This is a genomic window from Sporolactobacillus sp. CQH2019 (genome assembly GCF_028765345.1).
In the GTDB taxonomy this organism is placed as follows: Bacteria; Bacillota; Bacilli; order Bacillales; family Sporolactobacillaceae; genus Sporolactobacillus.
On sequence record NZ_JARAJZ010000007.1, the window covers coordinates 98276 to 124022 of the forward strand.

At 50.6% G+C, this 25747-nt stretch carries 18 protein-coding genes; 14 read left to right on the top strand and 4 right to left on the bottom strand.

What is annotated here, in order from left to right:
• The first annotated feature begins 138 nt into the window (after nt 1-138).
• A complete protein-coding gene (locus OYT88_RS11380) occupies nt 139-1215 on the top strand; it encodes an NAD(P)H-dependent flavin oxidoreductase (protein ID WP_274400137.1) in 1077 nt (358 codons plus the stop codon).
• 241 nt (nt 1216-1456) lie between these two features.
• On the opposite strand, the gene OYT88_RS11385 is transcribed toward OYT88_RS11380, so the two are convergent.
• The 3 genes from OYT88_RS11385 to OYT88_RS11395 are packed head-to-tail and all read right to left on the bottom strand — an operon-like array spanning nt 1457 to nt 3340.
• A complete protein-coding gene (locus tag OYT88_RS11385; RefSeq protein WP_274400138.1) occupies nt 1457-2104 on the bottom strand; it encodes an ABC-2 transporter permease in 648 nt (215 codons plus the stop codon).
• The gene (locus tag OYT88_RS11390) at nt 2094-2960 is read right to left on the bottom strand and encodes an ABC transporter ATP-binding protein (protein ID WP_274400139.1); all 867 of its coding nucleotides are present in this window, start codon (nt 2958-2960) and stop codon (nt 2094-2096) included. Before OYT88_RS11390 ends, OYT88_RS11385 begins: the two co-directional genes overlap by 11 nt.
• On the bottom strand, nt 2957-3340 hold the full coding sequence (locus OYT88_RS11395) for a GntR family transcriptional regulator (RefSeq protein WP_274400140.1): 384 nt from the start codon (nt 3338-3340) through the stop codon (nt 2957-2959). Before OYT88_RS11395 ends, OYT88_RS11390 begins: the two co-directional genes overlap by 4 nt.
• Before the next feature lie 345 nt (nt 3341-3685).
• Between OYT88_RS11395 and OYT88_RS11400 the strand changes: the two genes are divergently transcribed.
• Nucleotides 3686-4867, top strand: a complete 1182-nt coding sequence (locus OYT88_RS11400) for an FtsW/RodA/SpoVE family cell cycle protein (protein WP_274400141.1) — start codon at nt 3686-3688, stop codon at nt 4865-4867.
• A gap of 578 nt (nt 4868-5445) precedes the next feature.
• Here the strand turns inward: OYT88_RS11400 and OYT88_RS11405 are convergent.
• Nucleotides 5446-6261 carry an undecaprenyl-diphosphate phosphatase gene (locus tag OYT88_RS11405; RefSeq protein WP_274400142.1) on the bottom strand — a complete coding sequence of 272 codons (816 nt, stop codon included), beginning with the start codon at nt 6259-6261 and terminating at the stop codon, nt 5446-5448.
• A gap of 827 nt (nt 6262-7088) precedes the next feature.
• Between OYT88_RS11405 and kdpF the strand changes: the two genes are divergently transcribed.
• The 12 genes from kdpF to OYT88_RS11460 all read left to right on the top strand — a co-directional run bounded on the left by kdpF (nt 7089) and on the right by OYT88_RS11460 (nt 25582).
• On the top strand, nt 7089-7166 hold the full coding sequence (gene kdpF, locus OYT88_RS20935) for a K(+)-transporting ATPase subunit F (RefSeq protein WP_443217512.1): 78 nt from the start codon (nt 7089-7091) through the stop codon (nt 7164-7166).
• Nucleotides 7167-7204: 38 nt separating this feature from the next.
• Nucleotides 7205-8911: a potassium-transporting ATPase subunit KdpA gene (gene kdpA, locus OYT88_RS11410; protein WP_274400143.1), complete on the top strand. Its 1707-nt coding sequence runs from the start codon at nt 7205-7207 to the stop codon at nt 8909-8911.
• A 39-nt stretch (nt 8912-8950) separates the two neighbouring features.
• Nucleotides 8951-11002, top strand: a complete 2052-nt coding sequence (kdpB, locus tag OYT88_RS11415) for a potassium-transporting ATPase subunit KdpB (protein ID WP_274400145.1) — start codon at nt 8951-8953, stop codon at nt 11000-11002.
• Between the two features lie 12 nt (nt 11003-11014).
• Nucleotides 11015-11584 carry a potassium-transporting ATPase subunit KdpC gene (gene kdpC / locus OYT88_RS11420; RefSeq protein WP_274400146.1) on the top strand — a complete coding sequence of 190 codons (570 nt, stop codon included), beginning with the start codon at nt 11015-11017 and terminating at the stop codon, nt 11582-11584.
• Nucleotides 11585-11686: 102 nt separating this feature from the next.
• Nucleotides 11687-13975: a universal stress protein gene (locus OYT88_RS11425; RefSeq protein ID WP_274400147.1), complete on the top strand. Its 2289-nt coding sequence runs from the start codon at nt 11687-11689 to the stop codon at nt 13973-13975.
• On the top strand, nt 13968-14492 hold the full coding sequence (locus OYT88_RS11430; protein WP_274400148.1) for a hypothetical protein: 525 nt from the start codon (nt 13968-13970) through the stop codon (nt 14490-14492). Before OYT88_RS11425 ends, OYT88_RS11430 begins: the two co-directional genes overlap by 8 nt.
• 116 nt (nt 14493-14608) lie before the next feature.
• Nucleotides 14609-16627: a DUF4118 domain-containing protein gene (locus OYT88_RS11435; RefSeq protein WP_274400150.1), complete on the top strand. Its 2019-nt coding sequence runs from the start codon at nt 14609-14611 to the stop codon at nt 16625-16627.
• Nucleotides 16628-16657: 30 nt separating this feature from the next.
• A complete protein-coding gene (locus tag OYT88_RS11440) occupies nt 16658-17359 on the top strand; it encodes a response regulator (RefSeq protein WP_443029670.1) in 702 nt (233 codons plus the stop codon).
• 1027 nt (nt 17360-18386) lie between these two features.
• Nucleotides 18387-19976, top strand: a complete 1590-nt coding sequence (locus OYT88_RS11445; protein ID WP_274400152.1) for a long-chain-fatty-acid--CoA ligase — start codon at nt 18387-18389, stop codon at nt 19974-19976.
• Between the two features lie 69 nt (nt 19977-20045).
• The gene (locus OYT88_RS11450; protein ID WP_274400153.1) at nt 20046-22523 is read left to right on the top strand and encodes a 3-hydroxyacyl-CoA dehydrogenase/enoyl-CoA hydratase family protein; all 2478 of its coding nucleotides are present in this window, start codon (nt 20046-20048) and stop codon (nt 22521-22523) included.
• 32 nt (nt 22524-22555) lie between these two features.
• Nucleotides 22556-23740: an acetyl-CoA C-acyltransferase gene (locus OYT88_RS11455; RefSeq protein ID WP_274400154.1), complete on the top strand. Its 1185-nt coding sequence runs from the start codon at nt 22556-22558 to the stop codon at nt 23738-23740.
• A gap of 63 nt (nt 23741-23803) precedes the next feature.
• Nucleotides 23804-25582: an acyl-CoA dehydrogenase FadE gene (locus tag OYT88_RS11460; RefSeq protein ID WP_274400156.1), complete on the top strand. Its 1779-nt coding sequence runs from the start codon at nt 23804-23806 to the stop codon at nt 25580-25582.
• Nucleotides 25583-25747 lie beyond the last annotated feature (165 nt).

The following is a 25747-nucleotide window of genomic DNA, read 5'->3' on the forward strand; positions in this document are numbered from 1 at the left end:
GACTTAAGCTTCCGGATGAAGAACTCTTCATTTAACGGTATTATGCCGTTCTCGGCAGCCCGGGACGTTTCATAATAAAGTCCTGTTTCACTAATCGTTCGTCGCTGCCACCTAAATATCAAACAGAGGGATGAGACGATGTGGCAGCAAAATGAAATCAGCAAACGATTGAAAATTAATTATCCTATTATTCAGGCCGGGATGGCCGGCGGTCCGACAACCCCTCAGCTCGTTTCCGCCGTTTCTAATGCAGGCGGACTGGGTACGCTGGGTGCCGGCTATATGACGCCGGAGCAGACACGGTCCGCTATCGAAGAAATCAGGCGGCTGACCGGGCATTCTTTTGGGGTTAACCTTTTTGTACCCGAGGCCTTCGAATGGGACGAAGGGAAAGTCGAAGCATCAAACCGGCTCTTAAGGCCTGTGCGTGAAAAATTGAATCTGGACAATCCTTCCGTTTCCTCTAAGCCGTCGTCAGAAACATTTTTGAAGCAGATCGAAATTATTGTGCAGACAGGCGTCCCGGCCTGTACATTCACATTCGGCATTCCGGACAAGCGCGTGATCGATCGATTAAAGGATCGCCATATTGCGGTGATCGGTACGGCCACGACGGTGGAAGAGGCAATCCTGAATGAAACGGCCGGAATGGATATGGTGGTTGTTCAGGGAAGCGAAGCAGGCGGGCATCGCGGGAGTTTTGCCGTTCCTTATGAACAGGGAATGATCGGAACGATGGCGCTGGTTCCTCAGGCTGCCGATCAGGTTCATATTCCTGTGATCGCGGCGGGCGGAATCATGGACGGACGCGGAGTTCTGGCCGCGCTGGTTCTGGGAGCTGAGGCGGTTCAGATGGGGACGGCGTTTGTCACATGCGAGGAAAGCGGAGCTGATGAACGCCACAAAGAGATGATCTTAAAAAGCGCTGAGAATGAAACCGCGATCACATCGGCCTTCAGCGGCAAACCGGCCAGAGGCATCCGCAACGCTTTTATCGATTTAATGGAAGGAAAAGAAAAACTGCTGCCTGATTATCCGGTTCAGAATGCATTGACAAAAGATATCCGGGCGGCGGCAGGCAAGGTTAATCGGCCGGAATGGATGTCGATGTGGTCCGGCCAGGGCCCGCGGCTAAGCAGGAGAATGCCGGCGGGCGCTAAAGTCAGAGAAATTGTATCGGAAGTCGAACACCATCTTGAAATGATGATGAAATAATTGAAGGGCATTAGAGAAGCAACATTTTTCCATAAAACGACGGTTGATTAGATTCCCGACCGGATGCTGATGCTGCATATAAAAGTTTCCTCCACTTTGATCCAGATACCGGAACCTTCATTCATTCATTCCGGCTCCGGATCTGCTCTGTCGAGGGAACTTTGGGTTCTCATGGGACCGTTCACATCACGATTCATCGTCCTTTCAAGGTCTTATTTGCCGCTTTCATCAGTGAGGAAAATCAGAGATCCTTCTTTGCATAAATTTTCAGCGAGATAAGCATGGAGACAGCCGCAAAGACCATTCCGATGAAAATGGGAAGCCATGCCTGAATGCCCGTCGGCAGGGGCAGCGGGACTGTAAAATGGAGATTCAGCGATTGGAACCATTTAATGACCGGAGAGATAGTAAAAGGTACAAAGAAAATAATAACAAGAAAAATCAATTTGGCTTTATCAAAGCCGATTTTGATTTGAACAGGTATCAGCACCGCGAACAGCAGGCTGAGTGCCATGAAAGTGATGGCGACTGCCTGAACGGTTAACCGGCCCAGGACCGTCGGCGCGATAAGCGAGATGATCATCTGGATGACGACCATCGCTATAAAAACGATAAAGAGAAAAAGATATTTTGCTTCGATAAAGGTATTCCGCGTGTACGGTGTTGCACAGAGCAGGGCGGCTCCTTTATATTGATCCTCAAGCTTTGCGATCTGAAGATAAAGGACCAGTTCCGTCACAATGGCGACCAGAAAAAAAATAAGCGAATGAAAGCTGCTGGATGATGATTGCCAGGACATATAGACCGGCGCAACGGCAACAAAAAGTATAAAAAAGAGCAGGTATTTCTTAATCAGGAGAAAGTCTTTTTTGACAAGATTAATCAGCATTTTTTCCGCCTCCGATGTAGGCCAGCATGATATCCTCTATTGCCGGCTTTTCGATCCATGCGTCAGGAATCAACCGGCACACGTTTGTCTTATCGCGGGCGATGCCTTCAAAGCCGTACGGGGACTGGTGCAGGGTCAAAAATAATCGGCGCGTTTCGTCAGTGATCAGCCGGTTGTCGCCCTTCACCCGTGCGTGGGTCTCGAGCAGGGTATCTTTCTCTTCGTTGAATAAGATTTTGCCGTCATCGATCAAAATGAGCATATCGGCGATTTTATCAAGGTCCGAGGTAATATGCGTGGAAAAAAAGACGCTTTTCCCATCCTCCTTCATGAAATCGAGCAGTATGTCCATTAATTCACTCCGGATTAACGGGTCGAGGCCGCTCGTCGGTTCGTCCATGATCAGCAGGTCCGCGTGGTGCGAAAGCGCCAGAGCGACTGCATACTTCATCCGCATCCCCTTGGACAGCGTCGCGATTTTCTGGTTTAATTTTAAGCCGAAGCTTTTGATGTAGTTTAAAAAAACGGTTTCGTCCCAGCCGCTGTAAGCGGGGGCAATCACACTTTTCATTTCTTTAAGCGTCATCTCTTCATAAAAGTAGCCTTCATCGAAGACAAAACCGATCCGGTCTTTCGCCTTCCTTTCGTTTTTTGCCATGTCCTTGCCCAAAAACTTGATGCTTCCGGAATCTTTGAGAATGAGGCCGAGAATCGCCTTGATCGTTGTCGTTTTTCCGGAACCGTTCGTACCGATAAATCCGGTGATGCAGCCTTGATTAAGTGAAAAGGTAACATTTTTCAATCGGAAGTTCGCGAATGTTTTATTGAGATTCATGACTTCTAAAACCGGGGTCATTTTCCATCGTCCTCCTCAAATAGCAGATCCAGCATCGTGTGAAGGTCTTCTTTGCTTATACCTAAGCTGCGCGCCGTCCGGCAGACCTCGGCAAGCCCTGCCTCTACCCGGCGCCGTTTCGATTCCATGAACAGTTCCAAGTTCTCCGGAGCCACATAAGACCCCTTGCCTGCCCGGGTAATCACGAATCCTTCGGCCTCCAGCTCCGTATAGGCTCTCTTCGTCGTCAGAACGCTGACATGCAGATCATTGGCCAATGAGCGGATCGAGGGCAGCTGTTCGCCTTCTTTTAAATCCTTATTGAAAACGGCCGTCTTGATCTGTTCTTTAATTTGTTGATATAAAGGTTGATCGGAGATGTTTGTTAAGACAATTTTCATGAAATAACCTCTTGATAACTGTTATACAGGATAATATACGGAATACACACTATGCACAGTTATCAGTATAGAACAAGGTATCGGAAATGACAAGAGCCGGCTCAAAACGAATCCGTTCCGGACGCCGTCATTACGAATCCTGCCTGCGTTTATCACCATTCATACGTTTTTCCTTAAAAAAGCGCCATGAAAGGCGCTTTCAAAGTGGTAAAATAAAAAAGACCGTTTCATGCAGAAATCACTATTCACTGTTGAATAATAGTCTTAAGGTGTCGTTTGCGTCCGGTCAGTCTGATGCAAAAAAGACGGCTGCGCTTGCAAACGAGCCAATGAGGAGCCACAAACATGGTACATACGCTCGCCAGAAAAATAGATCTGCCCATCCTGCTGATTGTCAGTGCGCTGGCCATCCTGAGCATCGTTTTTATTCACAGCAGCCAGCAATCGGGGTTTTACGGAAATCAAAATTTTGCCCTGAAACAGGGGATCAACTATGCGATCGGCATCATACTGCTGGTTCTTTTTGTCTGCCTTGATTCGGATCAGATTGAAAAGTTGGCGTGGCCCTTTTATCTGATCAGTTTTGCGGCCATCGTCCTGCTTCCGCTTTTGCCTTCTTCGATTGCGCCTTACATTCTCGGCGCTAAAAGATGGTACAGTATCCCTTTTCTGGGTTCCCTGCAGCCGTCTGAATTTTTTAAGGTTGCGCTTCTGATCCTGGCGGCAAGCATCGCCGGCAAACATCATTCCGCTTATCCGATCAGGACGGTCCGCTCGGATTTTCTGTTAATCGCTAAAATTTTATTGATCACGCTTCCGCCGTCCTTCTTTGTTTATGTGCAGCCGGACACGGGCATGGTGTTTTTGTATCTGGCCGGCAGTATCACGGTCATTCTGATGTCCGGGGTGCAGAAAAAGATAATCCTGTTTCTGACGATGATTCCGGCTGCTTTGGCCGCTCTGCTGATGTACATCTATTTTCAGCGGCCTGACATTCTCTATCACAAGCTGATTCCTCTGCTGAGCCCGCATCAGCAGGCGCGTATTGTCGGCTGGCTTTCTCCGGCCGGGCACTCCGATCAGTCGTATCAGGCGCAGCAGGCGCTAATTGCGGTAGGAAGCGGTGAATTAGGCGGGAAGGGGATCGGAAAGGGGAATGTTTATATCCCTGAAAAACCGACAGATTTTATTTTTGCCTCGATTGCTGAGGAGGGCGGTTTTCTCGTTGTCGGCCTTGTTATCTTTCTGTTTATCCTGCTGATGTACCGCATGCTCGTGATTGCCTGCCTGGCGGAATCACTGTTCGGCACTTGTTTCTGCTCCGCGGCGATGGTCATATTGGCTCTCCAGATTTTTCAAAACATCGGTATGAATGTCGGCCTGATGCCGGTGAAAGGCATATCGCTGCCTTTTTTGTCCTATGGGGGAAGCTCTGTTTTTTCCAATATGATCCTGATCGGCATCCTTTTATCGATCAGAAAATCCTCGGGAAATTATTTATTCAGAGTCAGACGGCTCGACGTCTAGAAACATTTCGGTATAAAAAACCCCCTCCTTTTACCGGATATACAGCATATAAAGGAGGGTTCCGCTATTTCGCGTATTTTTGTTAATGATGATCCTTCTTGCTCACTCGAATCGGTAAAATACAATCCAACGTTTCTGTCACGCATCGGCCCGCTCAGGATGATGGTCCCGCTGCTGTTAAAATCAAGCAATTAACGTCTACAAAGGGTCCCTTTATAGTTCTGATTATTCGAACTTGTCGATTCTTTGGCTCTTTCTGTTGATCGTTTGTGTCTTACGGCAGCTTTGGCGGCTGACTGGCGATACTCTGCTGGTTGCTGTCGATTTTCGGCACAATTTCATCTGAAATGTGCGGCCGATCGGAAAAAATATCGGATGCTTCCGGAATTTAATGCCTTTTCGTGCATGATATCGCCTTTCAAGGGAGATACTGCCGCCCGTGCCGATTATTGTTCTGCAAAAGAGTCAATGAGCTGCAAAGATACTCCTTTTCTTTTTTTGACCGGCAGTGGATCAGGACGGTAAAAGAAACGCCGGTTATCTTTCCGCGGCCTGCCCGCTGATCAGTGTCTGTTCGCTCAGGCGAACAGAAGCCGGCTGAGTAAAATGAGCGCCCCGGCAATCCAGCAATAATAGGCAAACGGGCGCATGGCTTGGATTTCCTTTCTCTTAAACCATTTCATCAGAATCCAGACACTGAGGAAAGCGAAAATACCTGCCGCAAAACCGCCTAATAAAGACATTTGAAGCAGTCCGTGCGTTCCCGACTTGACTAATTTCGGAATTTCCAGTATGCTCGCGCCGGCAATGATCGGCGTTGCCATCAGCATCGAGAAGCGGGCGGCTGATTCATGTTTTAACCCCATCCAGAATCCGGCGGTCATACTGGATCCGGAACGGGAGAAACCGGGGACAAGCGCCAGTGATTGGAACAGGCCGACAATAAGAGCCTGTTTCATTGTCAGATCCTGAATTTCTTTGGTTCCTTTCGACCGGAGTTTTTCTCCATAGAAAAGGAAGAAGCCGTTAAGAATCAGAAAAATGGATGCGCTGGTCACGTTGCTGAAAATTCGCGTCAGCGGTTTTTCAAGCACCAAACCGATCACCGCCGCCGGAATCGTTGCCACAATCAGGAGCAGCAGGACTTTTCTGTTGCCTATGAAGATCGAACGGATCATGTCAACCCATTCCCTCCAGAAAAATATAAACAGGGCAATCGCTGTACCCAGATGAAGCATCACGACGTAGGACAGAAAGTGCTGCTGAAGAAATTCAGGACCTAAATTCCAATGAAACACGTACGGGACAAAAACTCCGTGGGCAACGCTGCTGACTGGAAATAATTCGGAGATTCCCTGAATGATCGCAAAAATCAATGTTTGCAAAATGGTCATAAATGAATGGATCCCTTCTGAATTGAATTCATAATGCTTGTCCGGACGAAAAACATTTAAATTCCGTCTCTATCTGTGATTGCCTGTTCCCGATACCCTATTATAAAGTAATTTTAAGAAACATTTGATTAGAAACTGATGAGAATTAAACGAGACTCGGGTTTTTGTCTTTCTGCTATTGTGCCGCCGTCCTCAGCCGGGTACTTTGTTCATTTTCTGCTCATCTTCTGCGGCCGTCCGCTTTATTTGTGCCGCCGTCCCGAAGCCGCTGTCACGTTAAACGGGAAATTGCCCGGGGAGTTCGTTATGGTGCGGTACGGGCCGCTTTTATGATTTTGTTTCTCCCATCCTTGCTTTCAACAAAGCTGATATATATCAGCCCCTCGTCAGCAGCGGTTATCTATTAAACAGCATTAACAGATCGCTGAGAATTCGGCTCCTCAAAAAGACTTTTCCCGGCTGCTGACTGTTATTATCCGGATTTGCCGGAAAATCCGCCCGGACTAATAATCCGCCCCGAACAGGGAAATCTACAACATAATTCGGATGATCGATCAGACAGCCGCAGCCGTTGCGGCCGTTTCTATGGAATCATCCATCTATTTTTACGTTTTTTTTATACCGCGGCTCAAATCCTTCACACTATTTTTACGCAAAAGCATTTTAAAATAAATGGGCAATAGGCAAAGTGGCTTCTGCATCTTACGAAACGGGGGAGTGAATCACTGATGGGCGATCTTGTATCACTGGGACTCTTTGTTGTTACTTTTTTGCTGTTTGCTCTGTTCATCCGGATATTCGACAAAGCTTGACGTGAGGTGAGAAAAATGTGGATACTGCTGATTCTTTCCATTCTGCTGATGATGTATTTGACTTATGTAATTTTCTATCCGGAAAAGTTTTGAAAGAACACGGCGTTCTTCGCGAAAAGGAGAGGATGTAGTTGACTTGGCTGGGAATCATACAAATTCTGCTGGTGCTTGGGCTTATACTCCTAATCGCCGTTCCATTAGGCGGTTACATTTACAAGATGTTCACGGACCGGCGCAGCAGGCTGGAAGTTGTCTATGCGCCCTGTGAAAAACTGATCTACAGGTTGTCGGGGATTAAGCCTGCCGTAGAAATGAATTGGAAGAGCTACTTAAAAGCTTTGCTCCTCGTTAACTTTGTAATGGTCATTTTTGTTTACCTGATTCTGAGGCTGCAGCAATGGCTGCCGCTTAACCCCGATCATCAGGCTGCCGTACCTTGGGACCTGGCTTTTAATACGGCCGCTTCGTTTATTACCAATACGAACTGGCAGAACTACGGCGGCGAATCGACGCTCTCCTATCTGAGCCAGACGATGGCGATCACGTATTTGCAATTTACGGCGGCGGCCACCGGGCTTGTTGCCGTGATTGCGTTTTTGCGCGGACTCGTCGGCAACAGAGGAAAGTCGTTCGGCAATTTCTGGGTCGACTTTGTCAAAGTGCATACACGGCTGCTCCTGCCGCTTGCCTTTATCCTGGCGATCGTCTTTGTCGGCCTTGGCCTGCCGCAGACGTTCAGCGGCGCCCAGACGGCGCACACACTGCAGGGCGCGGTCCAGACGATTTCCCGCGGACCGGTTGCCTCACTCGAAGCAATCAAGCAACTGGGAACAAACGGCGGCGGTTTTTTTAACGCCAATTCGGCTCACCCGTTCGAAAATCCAAATACAATCACCAATATTCTTGAGATTTTAGCCATGGCTGTAATTCCGACCGCATTGCTTTTTACATTCGGCCGTTTTTTGAAAAAGCGGCGTCAGGCCTTTATTCTTTACGCCTGCCTCGTCGGGATGCTCTTCCTTGGGGTCCTGCTCGTTTATTGGAGCGAGACGGCCGGCAACCCGATTCTGCACAAGCTGCTCGGGATTTCGAATGTCTCGATGGAAGGAAAGGAAGTGCGTTTCGGGCTGCCGCTTGACAGCCTATTCGCCGGTGCGACGACCGCATTCACAACCGGTGCTGTCAATATGATGCATGACAGCCTGACGCCGCTCGGCGGATTCGTCCCGATGCTGTTCATGATGCTGAACATGGTCTTCGGCGGGAAAGGGGTCGGCCTGCTGAATATTATCATGTACCTGATCATTACCGTATTCATCTGCGGCCTGATGGTCGGTCGGACACCGGAAATTTTCGGCAAGAAGATCGAAGCGCGGGAAATCAAGCTGGCGACACTGGCCCTGCTGGTCCACCCCTTCCTCATTCTGTTTGCGAGCGCTATTGCGCTGGTGACAAAAACCGGTGCGGCGAGTATTGCCAATCCGGGTCTGCATGGTTTTTCGGAGGTTCTTTATGCCTTCAGCTCGGCGGCGGCGAATAACGGCTCGGCTTTCGGCGGGCTGAGCGGAAACACACCCTTTTATAACATCATGCTTGGCCTTGTGATGCTCTTAGGACGCTATATAAGCATCGCTGCCATGTTTGCGATTGCCGGTTCATTGATACGAAAACCGGTCGTCCCGGAATCGGCGGGCACACTGAGAACGGACACCTTTGCATTCGGCGGTGTCTTCGTGGCCGTTGCCCTGATCGTCGGTGCCTTGACGTTCTTTCCGGCCCTTGCTCTCGGACCCATTGCCGAGCACTTACAGATGTGGTCCGGAATGCTGAGTAAGTAGCTGTGATGAATAGGAACGAATAGGGAGGAGTCCTAACGAATGTCAAACAAAAATCAATCGATTAATAAAGGCATTTTTAAGATGGCAGTTGTCGATTCATTTAAAAAACTTGATCCGCGCGTGATGGTTAAAAATCCTGTCATGTCCGTTGTTGAAATCGGTTTTGTCGTAACCTTGCTGCTCAGTTTCGTCCCCAATCTTTTCGGCGGCCATTACGGTGCAGCGCAGATTCCGTTTAATGCCGTTATCAGTTTCATTTTGCTAATCACCGTCTTATTCGGGAATTTTGCCGAAGCAATTGCGGAGGGGCGCGGGAAGGCGCAGGCAGAATCGCTGCGCCGGACCAAGACGGATCTGACGGCCCAGCGGCGGCGCCCGGACGGTACTTATGAAAGCGTCCCGGCCTCGACGCTGCGCAAGGGCGACGTCATCCGCGTCCTGGCCGGAGAAATGATACCGGCTGACGGCGAGGTTAAAGAGGGGATCGGAAGTGTGGACGAATCGGCAATCACAGGCGAATCGGCTCCGGTCATCCGCGGCGCGGGCGGCGATTTCAGTTCGGTGACCGGAGGAACGAAATTGCTGTCCGACCAATTGGTAATTGAAGTGGCGGTCAATCCCGGGGAATCCTTCCTTGATAAAATGATCGGGCTGGTCGAGGGTGCAACCCGGCAGAAGACGCCGAATGAAATCGCATTGACCGTTCTGCTTGCCGGTCTGACTTTAATCTTCCTGATTGTCGTCATAACGCTGAGTCCGTTTGCTAATTTTGTTAAGGGCTCCATTGACACTGTGTCATTGATTGCTCTGCTTGTCTGCCTGATTCCGACGACGATCGGCGCGCTGCTTTCGGCAATCGGCATTGCCGGAATGGACCGGATCATCCGCTTCAATGTCGTGGCCAAATCAGGCAAAGCCGTTGAAGCGGCCGGTGATGTGAATACGCTGATTCTTGATAAAACCGGTACGATTACGATCGGCAACCGGCTGGCGAGCGATTTTATTCCTGTCGGTTCCCACAATTTAAAAGAACTAGTCAATGTGGCCGTCCTTTCGTCATTGTTTGACGAAACGCCGGAAGGACGGTCGGTTGTCGATCTGGCCAAGAAAAACGATGTCGGCCTGCTGCGCGAAGATTATAACGATGCCGAGAATGTCGCATTCAGTGCGGATACACGCATGAGCGGTCTGAATCTGCCCGATGGAACCGTGGTCCGCAAAGGGGCGGTTGACGCGATCAAACAATATGTCAAAAATAAAGGCGGCCGCATCCCGGAAGATCTTGATGCGAAAACGGAACAGATTGCTAAAGAAGGCGGGACGCCGCTCGCCGTTATTAAAAACCAGGAAGTTTTCGGCCTGATTTATCTGAAAGACATTATTAAGCCGGGCATGCGCCAGCGCTTTGAAGAATTGCGGAAGATGGGGATCAAAACGGTGATGTGTACGGGCGATAATCCATTGACCGCCGCAACGATTGCTCTCGAAGCAGGTGTCGATGATTTTATCGCAGAAGCGAAGCCGGAAGACAAGATGCGCCTGATTAAGCAGGAACAGAGCCAGGGAAAATTGGTGGCGATGTCCGGAGACGGGACAAACGATGCGCCCGCTCTTGCGCAGGCGGACGTCGGCCTGGCGATGAATACCGGCACGACGGCTGCCAAAGAAGCCGGCAATATGGTCGATCTCGATTCCGATCCGACGAAGCTGATTGAAGTCGTTTCGATCGGGAAACAGCTGCTCATCACCCGGGGCAACATTACGACATTTTCGATCGCCAACGACGTTGCCAAGTATTTTGCCATTCTTCCGGCCATGTTCGCGACCATCCTCCCGCAGCTGCAGGTTTTGAATATCATGGGATTGACAAGCCCGAAAAGCGCGATCCTGTCGGCTATCATTTTTAACGCTTTAATTATTCCGGCGCTGATTCCGCTGGCCATGAAGGGCAGCAAATACAAGCCGATCGGCGCCACCGCCTTGTTGATGAGAAACCTGATGATCTACGGCGTCGGCGGCATCATTGCTCCGTTTCTAGGCATTAAGCTGATCGACATCATAATCACTGCTTTGGGAATAGCAAACATTTAGGAGGGTACACGGATGACAAATGTCTGGCGTTCCATCAGAGTCACCGTCGTTTTCGCAGTTTTATTAGGCTTGATCTATCCGCTTGTTATCGGTCTGATCGGTAATTTACTGTTTCCCTATCAGGCACAGGGGAGTATGGAGAAGCACAACGGAACCATTGTCGGCTCCCGATTAATTGCTCAGTCGTTTACCAGTGCGCGTTATTTTCATTCGAGGCCGTCGGCGGTTGACTATGCCGCCAATGGTTCGGCGGGATCGAATCTCGGTCCGACCAATCCGGCTCTGATTAAAGAGATCGGCGGGAATATCGCGCTTGTGAAGAAGCAGGACGGCGCACCGGCGAGTCAGTCGATACCGGCGGATATGGTTGAAACCTCCGGGTCCGGCCTTGATCCGGATATCTCGATCGAAAATGCCCGGCTGCAAATCCCGCGTATAGCAAAAGCGACCGGGTTGAGTGAAAAATATTTGCAGGATCTCGTTTCAAAAGGGACCAATAATCGGTTTCTGGGGATTTTCGGAGAGCCGGCCGTGAATGTGCTCGATCTGAATCTGGCGCTTCAGACGAAGCTGGGCCGGTAAGCGAACGTGATCCCTATTCTCCTGGGAAATCGTTCGGGAACCCTGCCCTTTTCCGATGTCCTTCCAATCCGATCCTCCGGAAATGATGAGGAGTGAGCGTACGTGGAGAAGAATCCGGAACAGCTGGATGAAAAGAGCCTTGAAGAAAATCATTCGGTTAAGCGAAAAGGAAATTTAAAAATCATTATCGGGGCGGCTGCCGGTTCGGGGAAAACCTATAAACTGCTGAAAGAGGCCAATGACCTTTTGCGGAAAGGGACGGATGTTGTCGTCGGTTTCGTCGAGCTCCATCACCGGAAAGAAACGGCGGAACAGATAGGCGATCTGGAAATTATCGCGCGTAAAAAAGTGACATTCCAGAAGCGGCTGTTCGAAGAGATGGATGTCGACGCCATTATTGAACGGCGGCCGGCCGCCGTTGTTGTCGATGAATTGGCCCACACGAATCTGACGGGTTCACGGTTTTCCAAGCGGTACATGGATGTCGAATATATTCTGGAACACGGCATCGATGTCCTGACGACGGTTAATGTTCAGCATCTTGAAGGCACCTATCGCGAAGCGGAAAAAATAACGGGAGTCGAAGTCCGGGAAATTGTTCCCCAGTCTTTGATCGAAAGCGCCGACGAAATCGAAGTGATCGATGTACCGCCGGAAACACTGCGGCAGAGAATGAGAGACGGAAATATTTTTCGCAAAGGGATGGTTAATCAGGCGCTGAATCACTTTTTCAAGAAAGAGAATCTGTCTGCGCTGCGCGAGCTGACGTTACGTGTCGTTGCCGATACCGTCGACAATCAATTTCAGAGATCGTTTGAGCGCCGGAACATACCGGGACCGGTCGGCGCCAAAGAAGTGATTCTCGTCTGTACAAGTTTTCTGGCGCGTTCGGCGGTCCTGATCAGAAAGGGCTACCGGATGGCCCGAAGAATGAAGGCCGATCTGTTTATTCTGACCATCCTGGAAATGCCCGAGGAGGATTTATCTAAAAAAAATAAAGATAGAATTAACAAACTCAGAAGCCTGGCGGACTTCTGCCGGGCCAGGTACCTTGTCGAACAGCGCGGCGGCCGGGCACTCGGCAAGGTCGTGATGGACGTTGCCGGCCGCCTCGGCGTGACACAGATTGTCGTCGGCCAGACCCATTCTACGCGAAGCTGGAGATTCTGGGACTCCAATCCGGTTAAGTATTTATTGCTGAATATGAAATACGCCGATCTTCATATCATCGGCTGGAAAGAAGGGGGCAGGCCCTATCTATTCAGGGATGCGACCCGCCCGATTCAGCAGACCGGCCTTTCACACGATCGGAAAAACCGCCGGGGACGGCTGACGATTTATATCGGTTCGGCACCGGGTGTCGGAAAGACCTATAAAATGCTGCAGGATGCCAATGAGCGGCTGTTAAAAGGTGCAGATATCGTGATCGGGCTGATTGAAACCCACGGAAGAAAAGAAACGGCCGATCAGACCGGCCGTCTGGAACAGCTTCCGCAGCGGGTGGTTGATTATAACGGGCGCCGCTATAAGGAGCTGGATACCGAAGCAATCATCCGCCGCCATCCGAAAATTGTCCTGATTGATGAGCTGGCCCATACGAATGTTCCCGGCAGCGAGAGAGAGAAAAGGTATCAGGATATCCTGTATATTCTGGAACACGGTATCGATGTGGTGACGGCCGTCAATATTCAGCATCTCGAAAGCCTGCGCGACACAGTGGAACATATTACCGGCATAAAAGTCAAAGAACGCGTCCCCGACTGGTTTATCGATCAGGCGGAAGAAATCAGGCTGATGGATGTTACTCCCGAACTGCTTCAGCTTCGGCTGGCACAAGGCAAAGTTTATGCAAAAGATAAGATCGACTATGCGACGGATCACTTTTTCCGCCTGGGAAACTTATCGGTCCTTCGCGAACTGGCTCTGTTTGAAGTTGCCGACAATGTCGATCAGAGTCTGGACCGGCAGCGCGGCCTTGGGAAAATCCCCCGGATTCTTACCTGCGTCAACTACCGGCCCCATTCGGAGAAATTGATCCGAAGAGGCTGGCGCATTGCCGACCGTTACCACGCAGAACTGTATGTCCTTGCGGTCGTATCGGATGAACCTTTGCTGGAAAAAGAAAAACGGGATCTGGAGACCATGAAGCAGCTCAGCGAACAGCTTCAGGCAACGTTTCTCAGCAAAGAAGCACCTGAAAACCGGGTGGGAGAAACGATTGTAAAAACGGCCGCAGAACTGCAAGCGGAACAAATCGTTCTCGGCCAGCCGCTTCCCGTCCGCCGTTTTCTTGATAAGTTTAAACGCAATCCGGTGGTTTATGTCCTGCTGCACGCGGAGTTTGTCAATCTGCACGTCGTCGCCAATTCAAGAGGTAATGATCATGAATAGAAATTTTAAACGTCTTTATTTCGGAACAGGCCAAGACTATCTGGATATTTTTTCTTTGCATTATCGCTGGTTCGGGGCCGCCTGGACAGTCGATGCGGAAGAGATTATCGTTACGAGTTATGCTTTTGCGGATAATGAAAAGGCAGTAAGAACAAAGATCCGGAACGGAGCGCCTGCCCGGCGGGACGACGCCCACCTGCAGGAGATCTATGCATTCATTAGAAAGACGCAAAAAGATGAGGACTGGGGCAAACGGTCGCGGCTCCGCCTTTTCGGCGTCCGGGAATCGCCCTGGAAAAAAATGAAGCCCGGCTGGTATGTTGTCCGTTCAAGAAAACACTACCCGCTCTATATATCGGCCGTCCACGTTAAAAGATTCTCAACCTGGCTCGTTCACACGGCTGTGTGTGAAAATCGAGAGGATGTTGCCGATTTTATTCAAAAGGTAAACCAGTCACATCGTATTAAATTACTGGAGGCCTTTCCAAAGAACGATCAAAATGATAGCATAAATTAAACAAGCGGCAAGGGAAAGAAATTGAAAACATCAGGGGACTGATGTTTCTTCTTTTTTGAGGGATTTCGAGACAGACAGTCGGCTTCCGATCAATACGAGGGAGGAAAACGGTGAAAATGGCTCAAAAAAGGCGGCAGTCGGGGAATGCACGAATCGATAAAGAAACGAAGGCAGGTGAAGAACAAATGGAAGGCCGAAATACGGCCGGGGGGAAAATGATGGTTTGCGTCAGCGGCAGTCCTTTTTCCAGAGAATTGATCCGGTCGGCGCGGCAGATGGCCGTTGATTTAAAAATAAAGTGGATCGCCCTGTATATAGATACCCCGCAAAGGGTGCCGAAAACAATGAAGGATCGTATGGAAATATCCAGGAATCTACGGACCGCCGAGAACCTGGGCGCCGAAACGTTTACAGTTTCCGGAACCCGAATATCCGACGAAATTATCTCTTTTGCGAGGAAACACGATGTCCGGCATATTGTGATCGGCAAACCGAAATATTCGAGAATCATGGAATGGGTGCGTCCTTCTGTCGTTGATCAAGTCATTCGAAAAGGAGAGGACATAACGTTCCATGTGATCCCGGGACGGCGGGAAAGCCGGACAGACTCGATCAATTATATCTTTCCGGAGCATTCCGCTGAATGGACACCCTATTTGATTTTAACGGGCATGATCATCGTGCTGACTTTGCTGCTGCGGCTGATCGGATCGGCCAATGATCTCGTCAACGTCGCTCTTTTATTTTTATTGCCCGTTCTGGTAGGATCCACGCGATGGGGCATGGGGCCGGGAGTTTATGCTTCATTGGTCAGCATGCTTTCTTTTGATTTTTTCTTCGTCCCGCCTGTTCAGAGCTTTACGGTCGCGGACCTGCGTTATCTGCTTTCATTTGCCGTCTTCCTGATTGTTGCGATGCTGACGGCAAGCTTATCGTCGAAATTGAGAAATCAGCTGAAAGAAGCCAGGGAAAATGAAAAAATGACTCTGACTCTGTATACACTGAGCCGTGAGATGACGGTTGTCGATGAATTGAAATCGACGCTTCATCGCATCGTTTTGCAGATAGCGGATAAGATCGGTTTTCAGGCGGCCATCTATTTACCCGATAAAAGCGATGAACTGGACATGGCGGCCTGTTCGGACACGGCCGACTGGGCAAAGCTGAAAGGGAGCGATTTCATCGCCAAGTGGGTGTACCGCCATGGGGAAATGGCCGGCCGCGGCACACAAACGCTGGGCGAATCTTCCGGCTTATTTTTACCGCTGCGGACGGAAGACCAGGTCCACGGTGTTTTTGTGATTCATTACGGAGATTTTCCCTTCCCCGGTTCTTCGCTGGAACACAAAAAAATGGTCGAAGCAATCGCCGATCTGGTTGCGACGGCCGTTGCGCGCATTAAACTGCAGGAGGAGGCGAAGAAAGCGCAGCTGGCCGCAGAGTCGGAGAAGCTGCGCACCATTCTTCTCGATTCGATTTCTCATGAGCTGCGGACGCCGCTTTCAACTATCACCGGCTCGGTCACGGCTCTGTCCGATCCGGATGAAGTTTTCACTCCGGAGGACAGACGGGAGCTGCTGGCGACGATACGCCAGGGCGCCGCGAGAATGAACCGGCTGATTACAAATTTACTCGGCATGGTCCGTCTGGAAAGCGGTATGCTTCATTTAAACCGCCATTGGTGCGACCTGGAAGATATCATAGGCGTTTCAATCCGGCAGATCGAAGATTCTCTTGAAAATCGTGAATTGAAGGTGGAAATCAACGAATCGCTGCCGCCTGTGCAGGTTGATGAACTGTTAATTGAACAGATGCTGGTCAATATACTGAGCAATGCAGTTAAATATTCTGCCGCCGACAGCCGGATCAGTCTTTCAGCCTATCAAAAAGGTGATACTATTGAAATTAGTGTTAAAGATCAGGGCATCGGCGTTCCGCTCAACGAGCTGGATCATATTTTTGATAAATTTTACCGGCTGAAAACGGATGCGCACGTCCCGGGGACCGGGCTCGGGTTAGCCATTGCCAGGGGAATCATAAAGGCTCACGGCGGGAACATCCGGGCGAAGCAGAATCCTGATCGGGGCATCACCGTCTTCATCAGCCTTCCTGCGGAAGACGTCAATGAAAAATGAGGCGGGGACGATTGCAAACGGAGGTGTCGACTGTTGACGGACAGTTCAGGAGCAAGATTATTAATTATTGACGATGAAGCACAGATACGCAAATTATTGAGTGTCGCGCTGCGCGCCTACCATTTTGAAATTTTTGAAGCAGCAAACGGCGAGGAGGGCATCCGCCAGGCTTCGACAGTCCGTCCGGATCTCATCGTGCTCGATTTGGGATTGCCGGACGGCTCGGGTATCGGCGTATTAAAGACGATTCGTGAATGGTCGCAGATCCCCGTGATCATTCTGACGGTCAAAGAACGCGAAGAGGATAAGATTCTGGCTCTGGAAAGCGGAGCCGACGATTATGTAACCAAACCGTTCGGCATGGGCGAGCTTATTGCCAGGATCAAGGTCGCCTTAAGACATACGGCTAAAACGGAAGAAAAACCGGTGCTCGATTTCGGACGCCTGGTGATCGATCTGTCCCGCCGGATGGTCTGGGTCGACAAGAAATCAGTCAAATTCACGCCCACAGAATATGAGCTGCTCAGGCTGCTGGCCACACATGCCGGACGTGTCATGACACATCGCCAGCTGCTTAAGCAGGTCTGGGGCGGACAGCTGATCAATACCGACAGCAACTATCTTCGTGTCTACATCGGGCATATACGCAAGAAAATAGAAGAAAATCCGACAAAACCCAAAGTGATCATCACGGAACCGGGAGTCGGCTATCGATTTGTGGAAAACACATGAGGCAGATGAAAAATTAAAATCACGGGTATCGCCTCAACTCATATATCCAGTCGAAACAAGGCGTGAATGCATTAGGTTTGCAGGGGCGGCAGTCTATTCCCCCGAATGTTCCTGCGGAGGCGATGTATTCCGCTGAAAAGGGAGCTATCCTGCGCGGACAGCGTCCGGGAGTTGATCGGTCATTATGCTGAATTTATCGGCCGTTGCCGGGAGTTGATCGGTCATTATGCTGGATTTATCGGTCGTTGCCGGGAGTTTATCGGTCATTATGCCGGATTTATCGGTCGTTGTGCGTGATTGATCGGCCGTTTGGAGCAGTTTATCGGTCGCGGAAACACTCTCCGTCTTTCGAGCGATCGATGGTTTCAGGAGAAGGCGGCCATCAATTGACGGTACAGCGGAAAATGAGCCGAAGGGAAACTTGTAATTAAAAATGCCGGCCCAGGTAAATCCGTCTGACAACAGTGTTTAGATAGAACATGCGAGAAAGGATGACCGCTAAAATGTGAATTTTTCTTGACAAATTGATGGTTTGCTTTTAGACTGTGGAAGCAAGTTGTTTTGTTGTTCGAGTGAAAGCCTTTCCCTTTCATCGTGTGTTCAAAGAAAACTCGGATTTATTTTTTTAGCGGATCCGCCCGCCGGATCGCCGACTCATCATGAATTCCAATCCAATAATCTCCAGCAATCAGACTGACAACCCTTCAGATCAGAATATCTTCCAGCATTCGCAGACCGGATAACAGTTAAAAAAATAGATGGTTGTCTTCATTATCCGGAAAATTCACTCCATCAATGTTAATTGTTTATGAGCCGCAAACTAAACGTCAGGTTAAAAAAAGTCGGGAAAATGTAAGCGTTTACCAAACTGCTGTTTCTTTTATTGTCAGAAACAGAATCAGCCGGTCACGGCAGCGGAAATATTGAAAACGATTTTTTTGAGGCGGGGGAAGGCAGAAAACTCAATGACCCTTAATAATCCGAATGCGAACGTTCTGTTGAACGAAGAATGACTGGAGGGACTTTCATGAAACACCGTATGTTTATTCCGGATTTTTTGAAGCGGGCGGTCACGTATTATCCGGATAAAACGGCCGTGGTAGACGGAGAGATCCGATTAACGTATCGCCAGCTGGGCGAACGGGTGAACCGGCTGTCCAATATGCTTATTGATCTCGGCATTAAGAAAGGGGATCGTGTCGCCTATCTTGCGCCCAACACCCTGCAGAAGCTTGAGGGGATGTTTGGCGTGACACAGGTCGGTGCGGCGACCGTTCCGCTGAATATCCGCCTGATTCCTTCTGCATATGCCTACATCATTAATCACAGCGGTGCCAAAATTCTAATGGCGGATGCGGAGCTGGCGCCTCTTGTTGAACCGGTGAGAAAGGAACTGGGCTGCGTTGACCATTTTATTCTGCTCCCCTCTCCTGACTGTGAAGAGAGAGAAGGCTGGATCAGTTACGAAAAATTGCTTGAAAAGTATTCGGCCGAGACGCCGCCGATTCCGGAAATGGATGAAATGGATCTGGCCAGCATCCTTTACACAAGCGGAACGACGGGCCTTCCGAAAGGAGCAATGCATTCTCACAGAAGCCTGTACTTTAACGCAATAAACGGCCTGATTCATGTCCGGGTCACGGACCGCGATGTTTTGCTGCATATCCTTCCTTTATTTCACGTGAACGGCTGGGGCACGCCTTTTATGATTACAAGTATGGGCGGGACGCATGTGATGCTCCGAAAGATCGACCCCGCTCACATTTTTGAACTGATCGAGCGGGAGAAAGTCAGTCTGGCGTGCATGGCGCCGACGGTCGTTAATATGCTGCTCCATGAACCGAAAGCGAAAACAGCGCGGATCAGCCATCATTTAAGAGCCATTGTCGCCGGTGCGGCACCGCCTCCGTCTTATATTGAAAAGGTGGAAGACTTATTGAACTGGGAGTTTATCCAGGGATACGGGGCGACGGAGACAGCGCCCCTTGTGCTGCTCACTCAATTCAAATCCCATATGGATCCGAGTATTGAAAACGTGCGCCGTATCAAGGCCAAAGCCGGTATGTGCCTGATGAACGTGGATGTCAGAGTAGTTGATGACGCAGGGCGCGATGTCTCCCATGACGGGAAACAGATCGGCGAGCTGATCGTCAGAGGCAACAACGTAATGGAAGGTTACTGGCGGCAGCAGGGAGAAACGGATCGGGTGATCAAAGACGGATGGTACTATAGCGGCGATATGGCGACGATTGATGAGGAAGGGTATGTCGATATTGTCGACCGCAAAAAAGACATCATTATCAGCGGAGGCGAAAATATTTCTTCGATCGAAATAGAAGGCGTCATGGCCCGGCATCCTGCCGTTCTTGAGGCAGCGGTCATCGCCGTTCCCGATGATAAATGGGGAGAAGTGCCGCATGCTGTCTGTATCCTGAAAGAGGGCCGAAACGTGTCGGAAGAGGAACTAATTGCCTTTTGCCGGAATCATCTGCCCTCTTTTAAATCGCCGAAATCCTGCTCCTTTGTAAAAAGTTTTCCGAGGACGGCAACAGGAAAGGTCCGCAAAATGGAGCTGCGTGAGCCGTTCTGGGCAGATAAGAAAAAAAAGGTGAATTAACAGTTACAAGCCGGCGTACGTTAAGCTGACGGTGAAAAATAAAAATAGTAAGGAACAGGAGGAGAGTTCATGAGCCGAATGATACGCAGAGCGGCGGTGATCGGATCGGGGGTCATGGGTTCGGGAATCGCCGCCCATTTAGCGAATTCGGGAATCGCCTGTCTGCTGCTGGACATTGTTCCGGAGACGCTGACAGCCGAAGAAGCGGCAAGAGGCTTGAATCTGACGGATGCGAAAGTACGGAATCGCCTGGCCGTTTCGGCTGTTGCCGGATTAAGAAAAACCCATCCGGCGCCTTTATATGACAGCGCTTTCTCTGAACTGATTACCGCGGGGAACATTGAAGACAATCTGGAACAGCTGAAAGAAGTCGACTGGATTATCGAAGTGGTTGTGGAGGATCTGGCGGTCAAAAGAAGCCTGCTTGAGAAGATCGAAAGCAACTGGCAGGAGGGGACGATCGTCAGTTCCAATACATCGGGGATTTCCATTAATGAAATGGTTCGGGGAAGGAGCAAGGCTTTTAAAAGGCATTTTCTGGGCACCCATTTCTTTAATCCTCCGCGCTATCTGAAATTGCTGGAAATCATTCCGGGAGAAGAAACGGATCCCGCCATTGTCGACTTCATGTCTTCTTTTTGCAATAAGGCGCTGGGGAAGGGTGTTGTCAAGACTAAGGATACGCCGAACTTTATCGGCAATCGCATCGGAACGTACGGCCTGCTTGTGACATTGCAGGAGATGCGGGAAGCGGGCTGCAGCGTCGATGAAGTGGATGCCGTAACAGGTCCGGCATTGGGCCGCCCCAAAAGCGCCACCCTCCGGACGCTCGATGTAGTCGGCCTCGATACTTTTGTGCATGTTGCCCAGAATGTACACGATCATGTTGCCGACGAAGGGGAGAAAGCCGTTTTTAACGTTCCAGAGTACGTGCGGGAAATGGTCGCCCGCGGTTGGAACGGCGCTAAAAGAGGGCAGGGTTTCTATAAAAGCATCCCGACAAAGAGGGGAAAAGAGATCCTGGCTCTGGACATCGATTCCATGGAATATCAACCGCGGCGGAAGATTGACTCCGAGACTCTGGCGAGGGCCGGAAAAATCAGAGAAGCCGGGGAAAGAATCCGGACTTTAATTAATGGGGAGGACCGGTACGCGAGGCTTGCCTGGAATGCAACTAAAAAAGTGCTGCTTTACTCGGCGGAAAAGCTGGATGAGATCTCGGATTCTATTGTCGAAATCGACCGGGCGATGAAATGGGGATTCAACTGGGACCTGGGCCCTTTCGAAATCTGGGATGCTATTGGACTTGAAGCGTCCGTATCACGTATGGAAGCGGAAGGACTCGCGATACCCGAATGGGTGAAACAATGGATCACCGCGGGCAATCACTCATTTTACAAATGGCAGAACGGGCGAATCTATCATTTCCAGGCCGTTCCCGATGCGCCTGCCGTTCAGCACGGCGATCGATCGGAAGCATACAGCTCAGATGTTGGAACACACTCGCGGAGACAGCGCTACGCGGTGCTTGAGCAAGATCCGGAATCAATCTCGCTCCGGTCTTTGAAGGAACGGAATCCGGCCGTCCTGTCCAACCGGGATGCGAGCCTGATCGACCTTGGAGCCGGCGTCGCCTGCCTGGAATTTCATTCGCCGAACAACGCGATCGGCGACGGGATCATCGAAATGATCGAGAAAAGCATGGAGGAGGTCAGACGTGGTTTCAAAGGACTCGTGATCGCTAATGAAGGAAAAAATTTCTGTGTCGGGGCCGACCTCAAACTGCTGCTCGGCAGTGCGGAGAAAAAAGATTGGCCGGCCATCGACAAAATGATTCAAGCTCTTCAGAGTACACTGCTGCGATTAAAATATTTTGAAAAACCAGTAGTCGCCGCGCCGCATCAGATGACACTCGGCGGGGGTGTTGAAATCTGTCTCGCTGCGGATCAGGTCAATCTGGCAGCCGAGACGTACGCCGGTCTGGTCGAAACGGGGGTCGGCCTCATCCCAGCCGGAGGAGGCTGCAAGGAGATGGCTGCCCGCGCCGCAGCAGTCATTAAAGGCTATCCGGAGGCCGATCTGCAGCCGTTTATAAACAGGCCGTTTGAAATGATCGGAGCGGCAAAAGTATCGGCCAGCGCCTATGAAGCGAAAAATCTCGGATGGCTGAGAAAAAGCGATCGCGTGATTGCAAACAGAGATCACTTGGTTTATGAGGCCAAGAAAACGGTTTTATCTCTGGATGCCCTCGGTTATGCAGCGCCCAGGGAAGAAAAGATCAAAGTCGTCGGCGAAAACGGGAAAGCCTTGCTGCTTCTGGGCGCCGACCACTTGCGCAGGAGCGGCTATATCAGCGATTATGACCGGACCATTGCCGGCAAGCTGGCTCACATTCTTTCAGGCGGAAATGTTCCGCCCGGCGCCTCGGTGACGGAACAATATTTGCTCGATCTGGAGAGGGAGGCATTTCTCAGCTTGTGCGGCGAAACAAAAACGCAGGATCGGATTCGCCATATGCTCGTCCGCGGCAAGCCGCTGCGAAACTGACGATTCACGATGAAATGAAAGAGGTGGAGAGAATGAATGAAGCCGTCATTGTCGCGGCGGCCCGCACGCCTGTGGGCAAAGCGAAAAAAGGAAGTCTGGCGCAGACAAGGCCGGAAGACCTTGGCCGGACGGTTCTGGACGCCGTGATCGAACGTGCACCCGGACTGCAGAAGAAGGACGTCGAGGATATTGTCCTCGGCTGCGCCATGCCGGAAGGACCGCAGGGACTGAATGTTGCCCGCATCATCTCGCTCTACGCCGGCTATCCGGAATCTGTTCCGGCGCTGACCGTCAACCGTTTCTGCTCCTCGGGGCTGCAGGCCATTGCGTTTGCCGCCGAACGGATTATGCTCGGCCATTCGGATATCGTCGTGGCCGGCGGCGTGGAGAGCATGAGCCACGTTCCGATGGCCGGCTTCCGGCCGTCGCCCCACTTGAGAATTGAGGAAGAGATGCCTCAAATATACATCAGTATGGGCCATACGGCGGAAAATGTAGCGGAGCGCTTCGGGGTCAGCCGCGAGGATCAGGATCGGTTTGCCGCTTCCAGCCACAGAAAGGCCGCCGCCGCCCTCAGGGACGGGAAATTCAAGGAAGAAATTGCACCTGTCCATACTCAGTTAAAAGGAATTGATGAAAATGGGAGCCCATGGCATAAGGCCTTCACATTCAGCGAAGATGAAGGAGTGCGGCCGGACACTTCTGCAGAAAAACTGGCGAATCTGCGGCCTTCCTTTTCAATTTCGGGTTCGGTGACTGCCGGTAATTCATCACAAATGAGCGACGGCGCCGCCGCCGCAGTCGTCATGAGCAAAGAAAAAGCCGAGGCCCTGGGCCTGAGCCCGCTCGCTACGTTCCGTTCGTTTGCGGTTGCCGGCGTGGAGCCGGAAATTATGGGCATCGGTCCGATCAAAGCTATTCCTAAAGCACTGAAAATAGCCGGCCTGGCTTTGAAAGACATCGACCTGTTCGAAATCAATGAGGCGTTTGCTTCTCAATGCCTGCAGGTCATTCGCGAATTGCAGCTCGACGAGGAAAAGGTCAATGTAAACGGCGGCGCGATTGCCCTGGGCCATCCGCTCGGCTGTACGGGCGCCAAACTGACCTCCAGCTTGATCTATGAGCTGAGACGGCGCGGCGGCGGAATCGGCGTGGTCTCAATGTGTATCGGCGGCGGAATGGGTGCGGCCGGTGTTTTTGAAGTGCACGCTTCCTGATACGTCAAACCGTTTACCGCTGCGTCAGACTTGCCGTTCAAAAAATGAAGGGAGAGTTGGAAGATGGTTTTGAAAAGCGAAGGAACAGGCGCCCGTTTTTTAATAGAAGAAACGGGCACGGCCGATGTGCTGACGCCTGAAGATTTTTCGGAAGAACAGCGCATGTTTGCGGAAACAACGCGGAATTTCGTGGAGAAATCGGTCATTCCGAACGACAAACAGATTGAAAGTCTCGATTATGATCTGACCGTAAAATTGCTGCGTCAGGCAGGGGCGCTCGGCCTGCTCGGTGCGGATGTACCAGAATCTTTCGGCGGTTTGGGAGTGGATAAAGTCAGCTCGACTTTAATCACCGAATCACTGGTCCGGGGCTCCTCTTTTTCCTTATCCGCTTCGGCGCATTCAGGGATCGGAACGCTGCCCACTGTTTTCTTCGGAAACAGACAGCAAAAGGAAAAATACCTGCCCGGATTAGCAAACGGTACGAAACTGGCGGCCTACTGTCTGACGGAACCGTCTTCGGGTTCGGACTCTCTCAGCGCAAAAACGACAGCAAAACTTTCCGAAGACGGCAAGTATTATCTCCTGAACGGACAAAAGCAGTTTATCACAAACGCGGGATTCGCCGATCTTTTTACCGTCTACGCCAAAATCGACGGAAAGGATTTTTCGGCTTTTCTCGTTGAACGGACGATGGAAGGAGTCAGCCTCGGCCCGGAAGAAAAGAAGATGGGAATCAAAGGTTCTTCAACCCGGCCGGTCATTTTGGAAGACGTCAGGGTGCCTGTCGAAAACCTGCTCGGCGAACCGGGCAGGGGGCACATTATTGCCTTCAATATCCTGAATATCGGCCGCTTCAAACTGGCCGCCGGGGCGCTTGGCGCCTCGAAGGAAGCCATCAGACTTGCGGCCAAATTCGCCAATGAGCGCAAACAGTTTCGGCAGCCGATTGCCGCTTTCCCGATCATCCGCCAGAAGCTTGCCGACATGAACACAAAGGCTTATGCGCTGGAGAGCATGGTTTACCGTACGGCCGGACTGATTGATCAATCGTTGAAGGATCTGGATTACAGCAGTCCGGACGCGGGTCTGAAGTCGGCCAGGGGGATGTCCGAATATGCGATCGAATGCTCTATCAACAAAGTATTCGGTTCCGAAGCTCTGGATTTTATTGCCGATGAAGGTCTGCAGATTCATGGCGGATACGGTTATACCCAGGATTATAAGATCGAACGCATTTACAGGGATTCGCGCATCAACCGCATTTTTGAAGGAACAAATGAGATTAATCGATTGCTGATTATCGGCACTCTCCTGAAGAAAGCGGAAAAGGGCGAACTGCCGCTGCTCAGAAAGCTGGGCACGCTGGAATCTGAAATTCACGAGCTGCTGCAGAAAAAAACGGGGAACGGCAGCGAAAAACCGGAAGCAGATCTTATATCTTCCGCGAAAAAAATCTTCTTATATGTTCTCGGGCTGGCCATAAGGAAGTACGACCGCCAATTGCAGCAGGAGCAGCAGGTGCTGGCCTGCCTTAGTGATATGATTATCCGGATTTATGCCATAGACAGCGTTTCTCTGCGTTCTCTGAAACGTCTTGAGAAGCTGGGAGAGGAAAAAGCGGAAAATGCGCTCGATATGATGCGTGTGTTCGTGAATGAAGGATTTGACAAGATAGGGGACCTTGCTAAAGAAACGCTGGTCCATATCGAAGAAGGGGATTCCTTGCTTCAGCGGCTGGCTGTTTTAGAAAAATTAACACACCGGCCACCGTTTGATTCTTTGACTGTAAAAAACCGTATCGGCAGACGGGTCGCCGAAAAAGAGGATTATCTCAATTAAAAAAGATACAGCCTGTCCGGAAGATTGTCAAGGCATAGAAACCCGGCGCGAAAGCGAGTATTCGCTTTCGCGCCGGGTTTCTAGCCATTTTAATCTGCGTCATCTATCATGAATCGGATTTTTCGATACATGAGAAGAAGGGTGTTACTTTGGATCATCTCTCCG

Coding starts and splice junctions, on each gene's coding strand:
- OYT88_RS11460 (WP_274400156.1), top strand. CDS start 23,804: ATGGTTTTGAAAAGCGAAGGAACAGGCGCCCGTTTTTTAATAGAAGAA.
- kdpC (WP_274400146.1), top strand. CDS start 11,015: ATGACAAATGTCTGGCGTTCCATCAGAGTCACCGTCGTTTTCGCAGTT.
- OYT88_RS11450 (WP_274400153.1), top strand. CDS start 20,046: ATGAGCCGAATGATACGCAGAGCGGCGGTGATCGGATCGGGGGTCATG.
- OYT88_RS11390 (WP_274400139.1), bottom strand. CDS start 2,960: ATGACCCCGGTTTTAGAAGTCATGAATCTCAATAAAACATTCGCGAAC.
- OYT88_RS11445 (WP_274400152.1), top strand. CDS start 18,387: ATGAAACACCGTATGTTTATTCCGGATTTTTTGAAGCGGGCGGTCACG.
- OYT88_RS11395 (WP_274400140.1), bottom strand. CDS start 3,340: ATGAAAATTGTCTTAACAAACATCTCCGATCAACCTTTATATCAACAA.
- kdpF (WP_443217512.1), top strand. CDS start 7,089: ATGTGGATACTGCTGATTCTTTCCATTCTGCTGATGATGTATTTGACT.
- OYT88_RS11385 (WP_274400138.1), bottom strand. CDS start 2,104: ATGCTGATTAATCTTGTCAAAAAAGACTTTCTCCTGATTAAGAAATAC.
- OYT88_RS11400 (WP_274400141.1), top strand. CDS start 3,686: ATGGTACATACGCTCGCCAGAAAAATAGATCTGCCCATCCTGCTGATT.
- OYT88_RS11405 (WP_274400142.1), bottom strand. CDS start 6,261: ATGACCATTTTGCAAACATTGATTTTTGCGATCATTCAGGGAATCTCC.
- OYT88_RS11430 (WP_274400148.1), top strand. CDS start 13,968: ATGAATAGAAATTTTAAACGTCTTTATTTCGGAACAGGCCAAGACTAT.
- OYT88_RS11380 (WP_274400137.1), top strand. CDS start 139: ATGTGGCAGCAAAATGAAATCAGCAAACGATTGAAAATTAATTATCCT.
- kdpB (WP_274400145.1), top strand. CDS start 8,951: ATGTCAAACAAAAATCAATCGATTAATAAAGGCATTTTTAAGATGGCA.
- OYT88_RS11435 (WP_274400150.1), top strand. CDS start 14,609: ATGGCTCAAAAAAGGCGGCAGTCGGGGAATGCACGAATCGATAAAGAA.
- OYT88_RS11455 (WP_274400154.1), top strand. CDS start 22,556: ATGAATGAAGCCGTCATTGTCGCGGCGGCCCGCACGCCTGTGGGCAAA.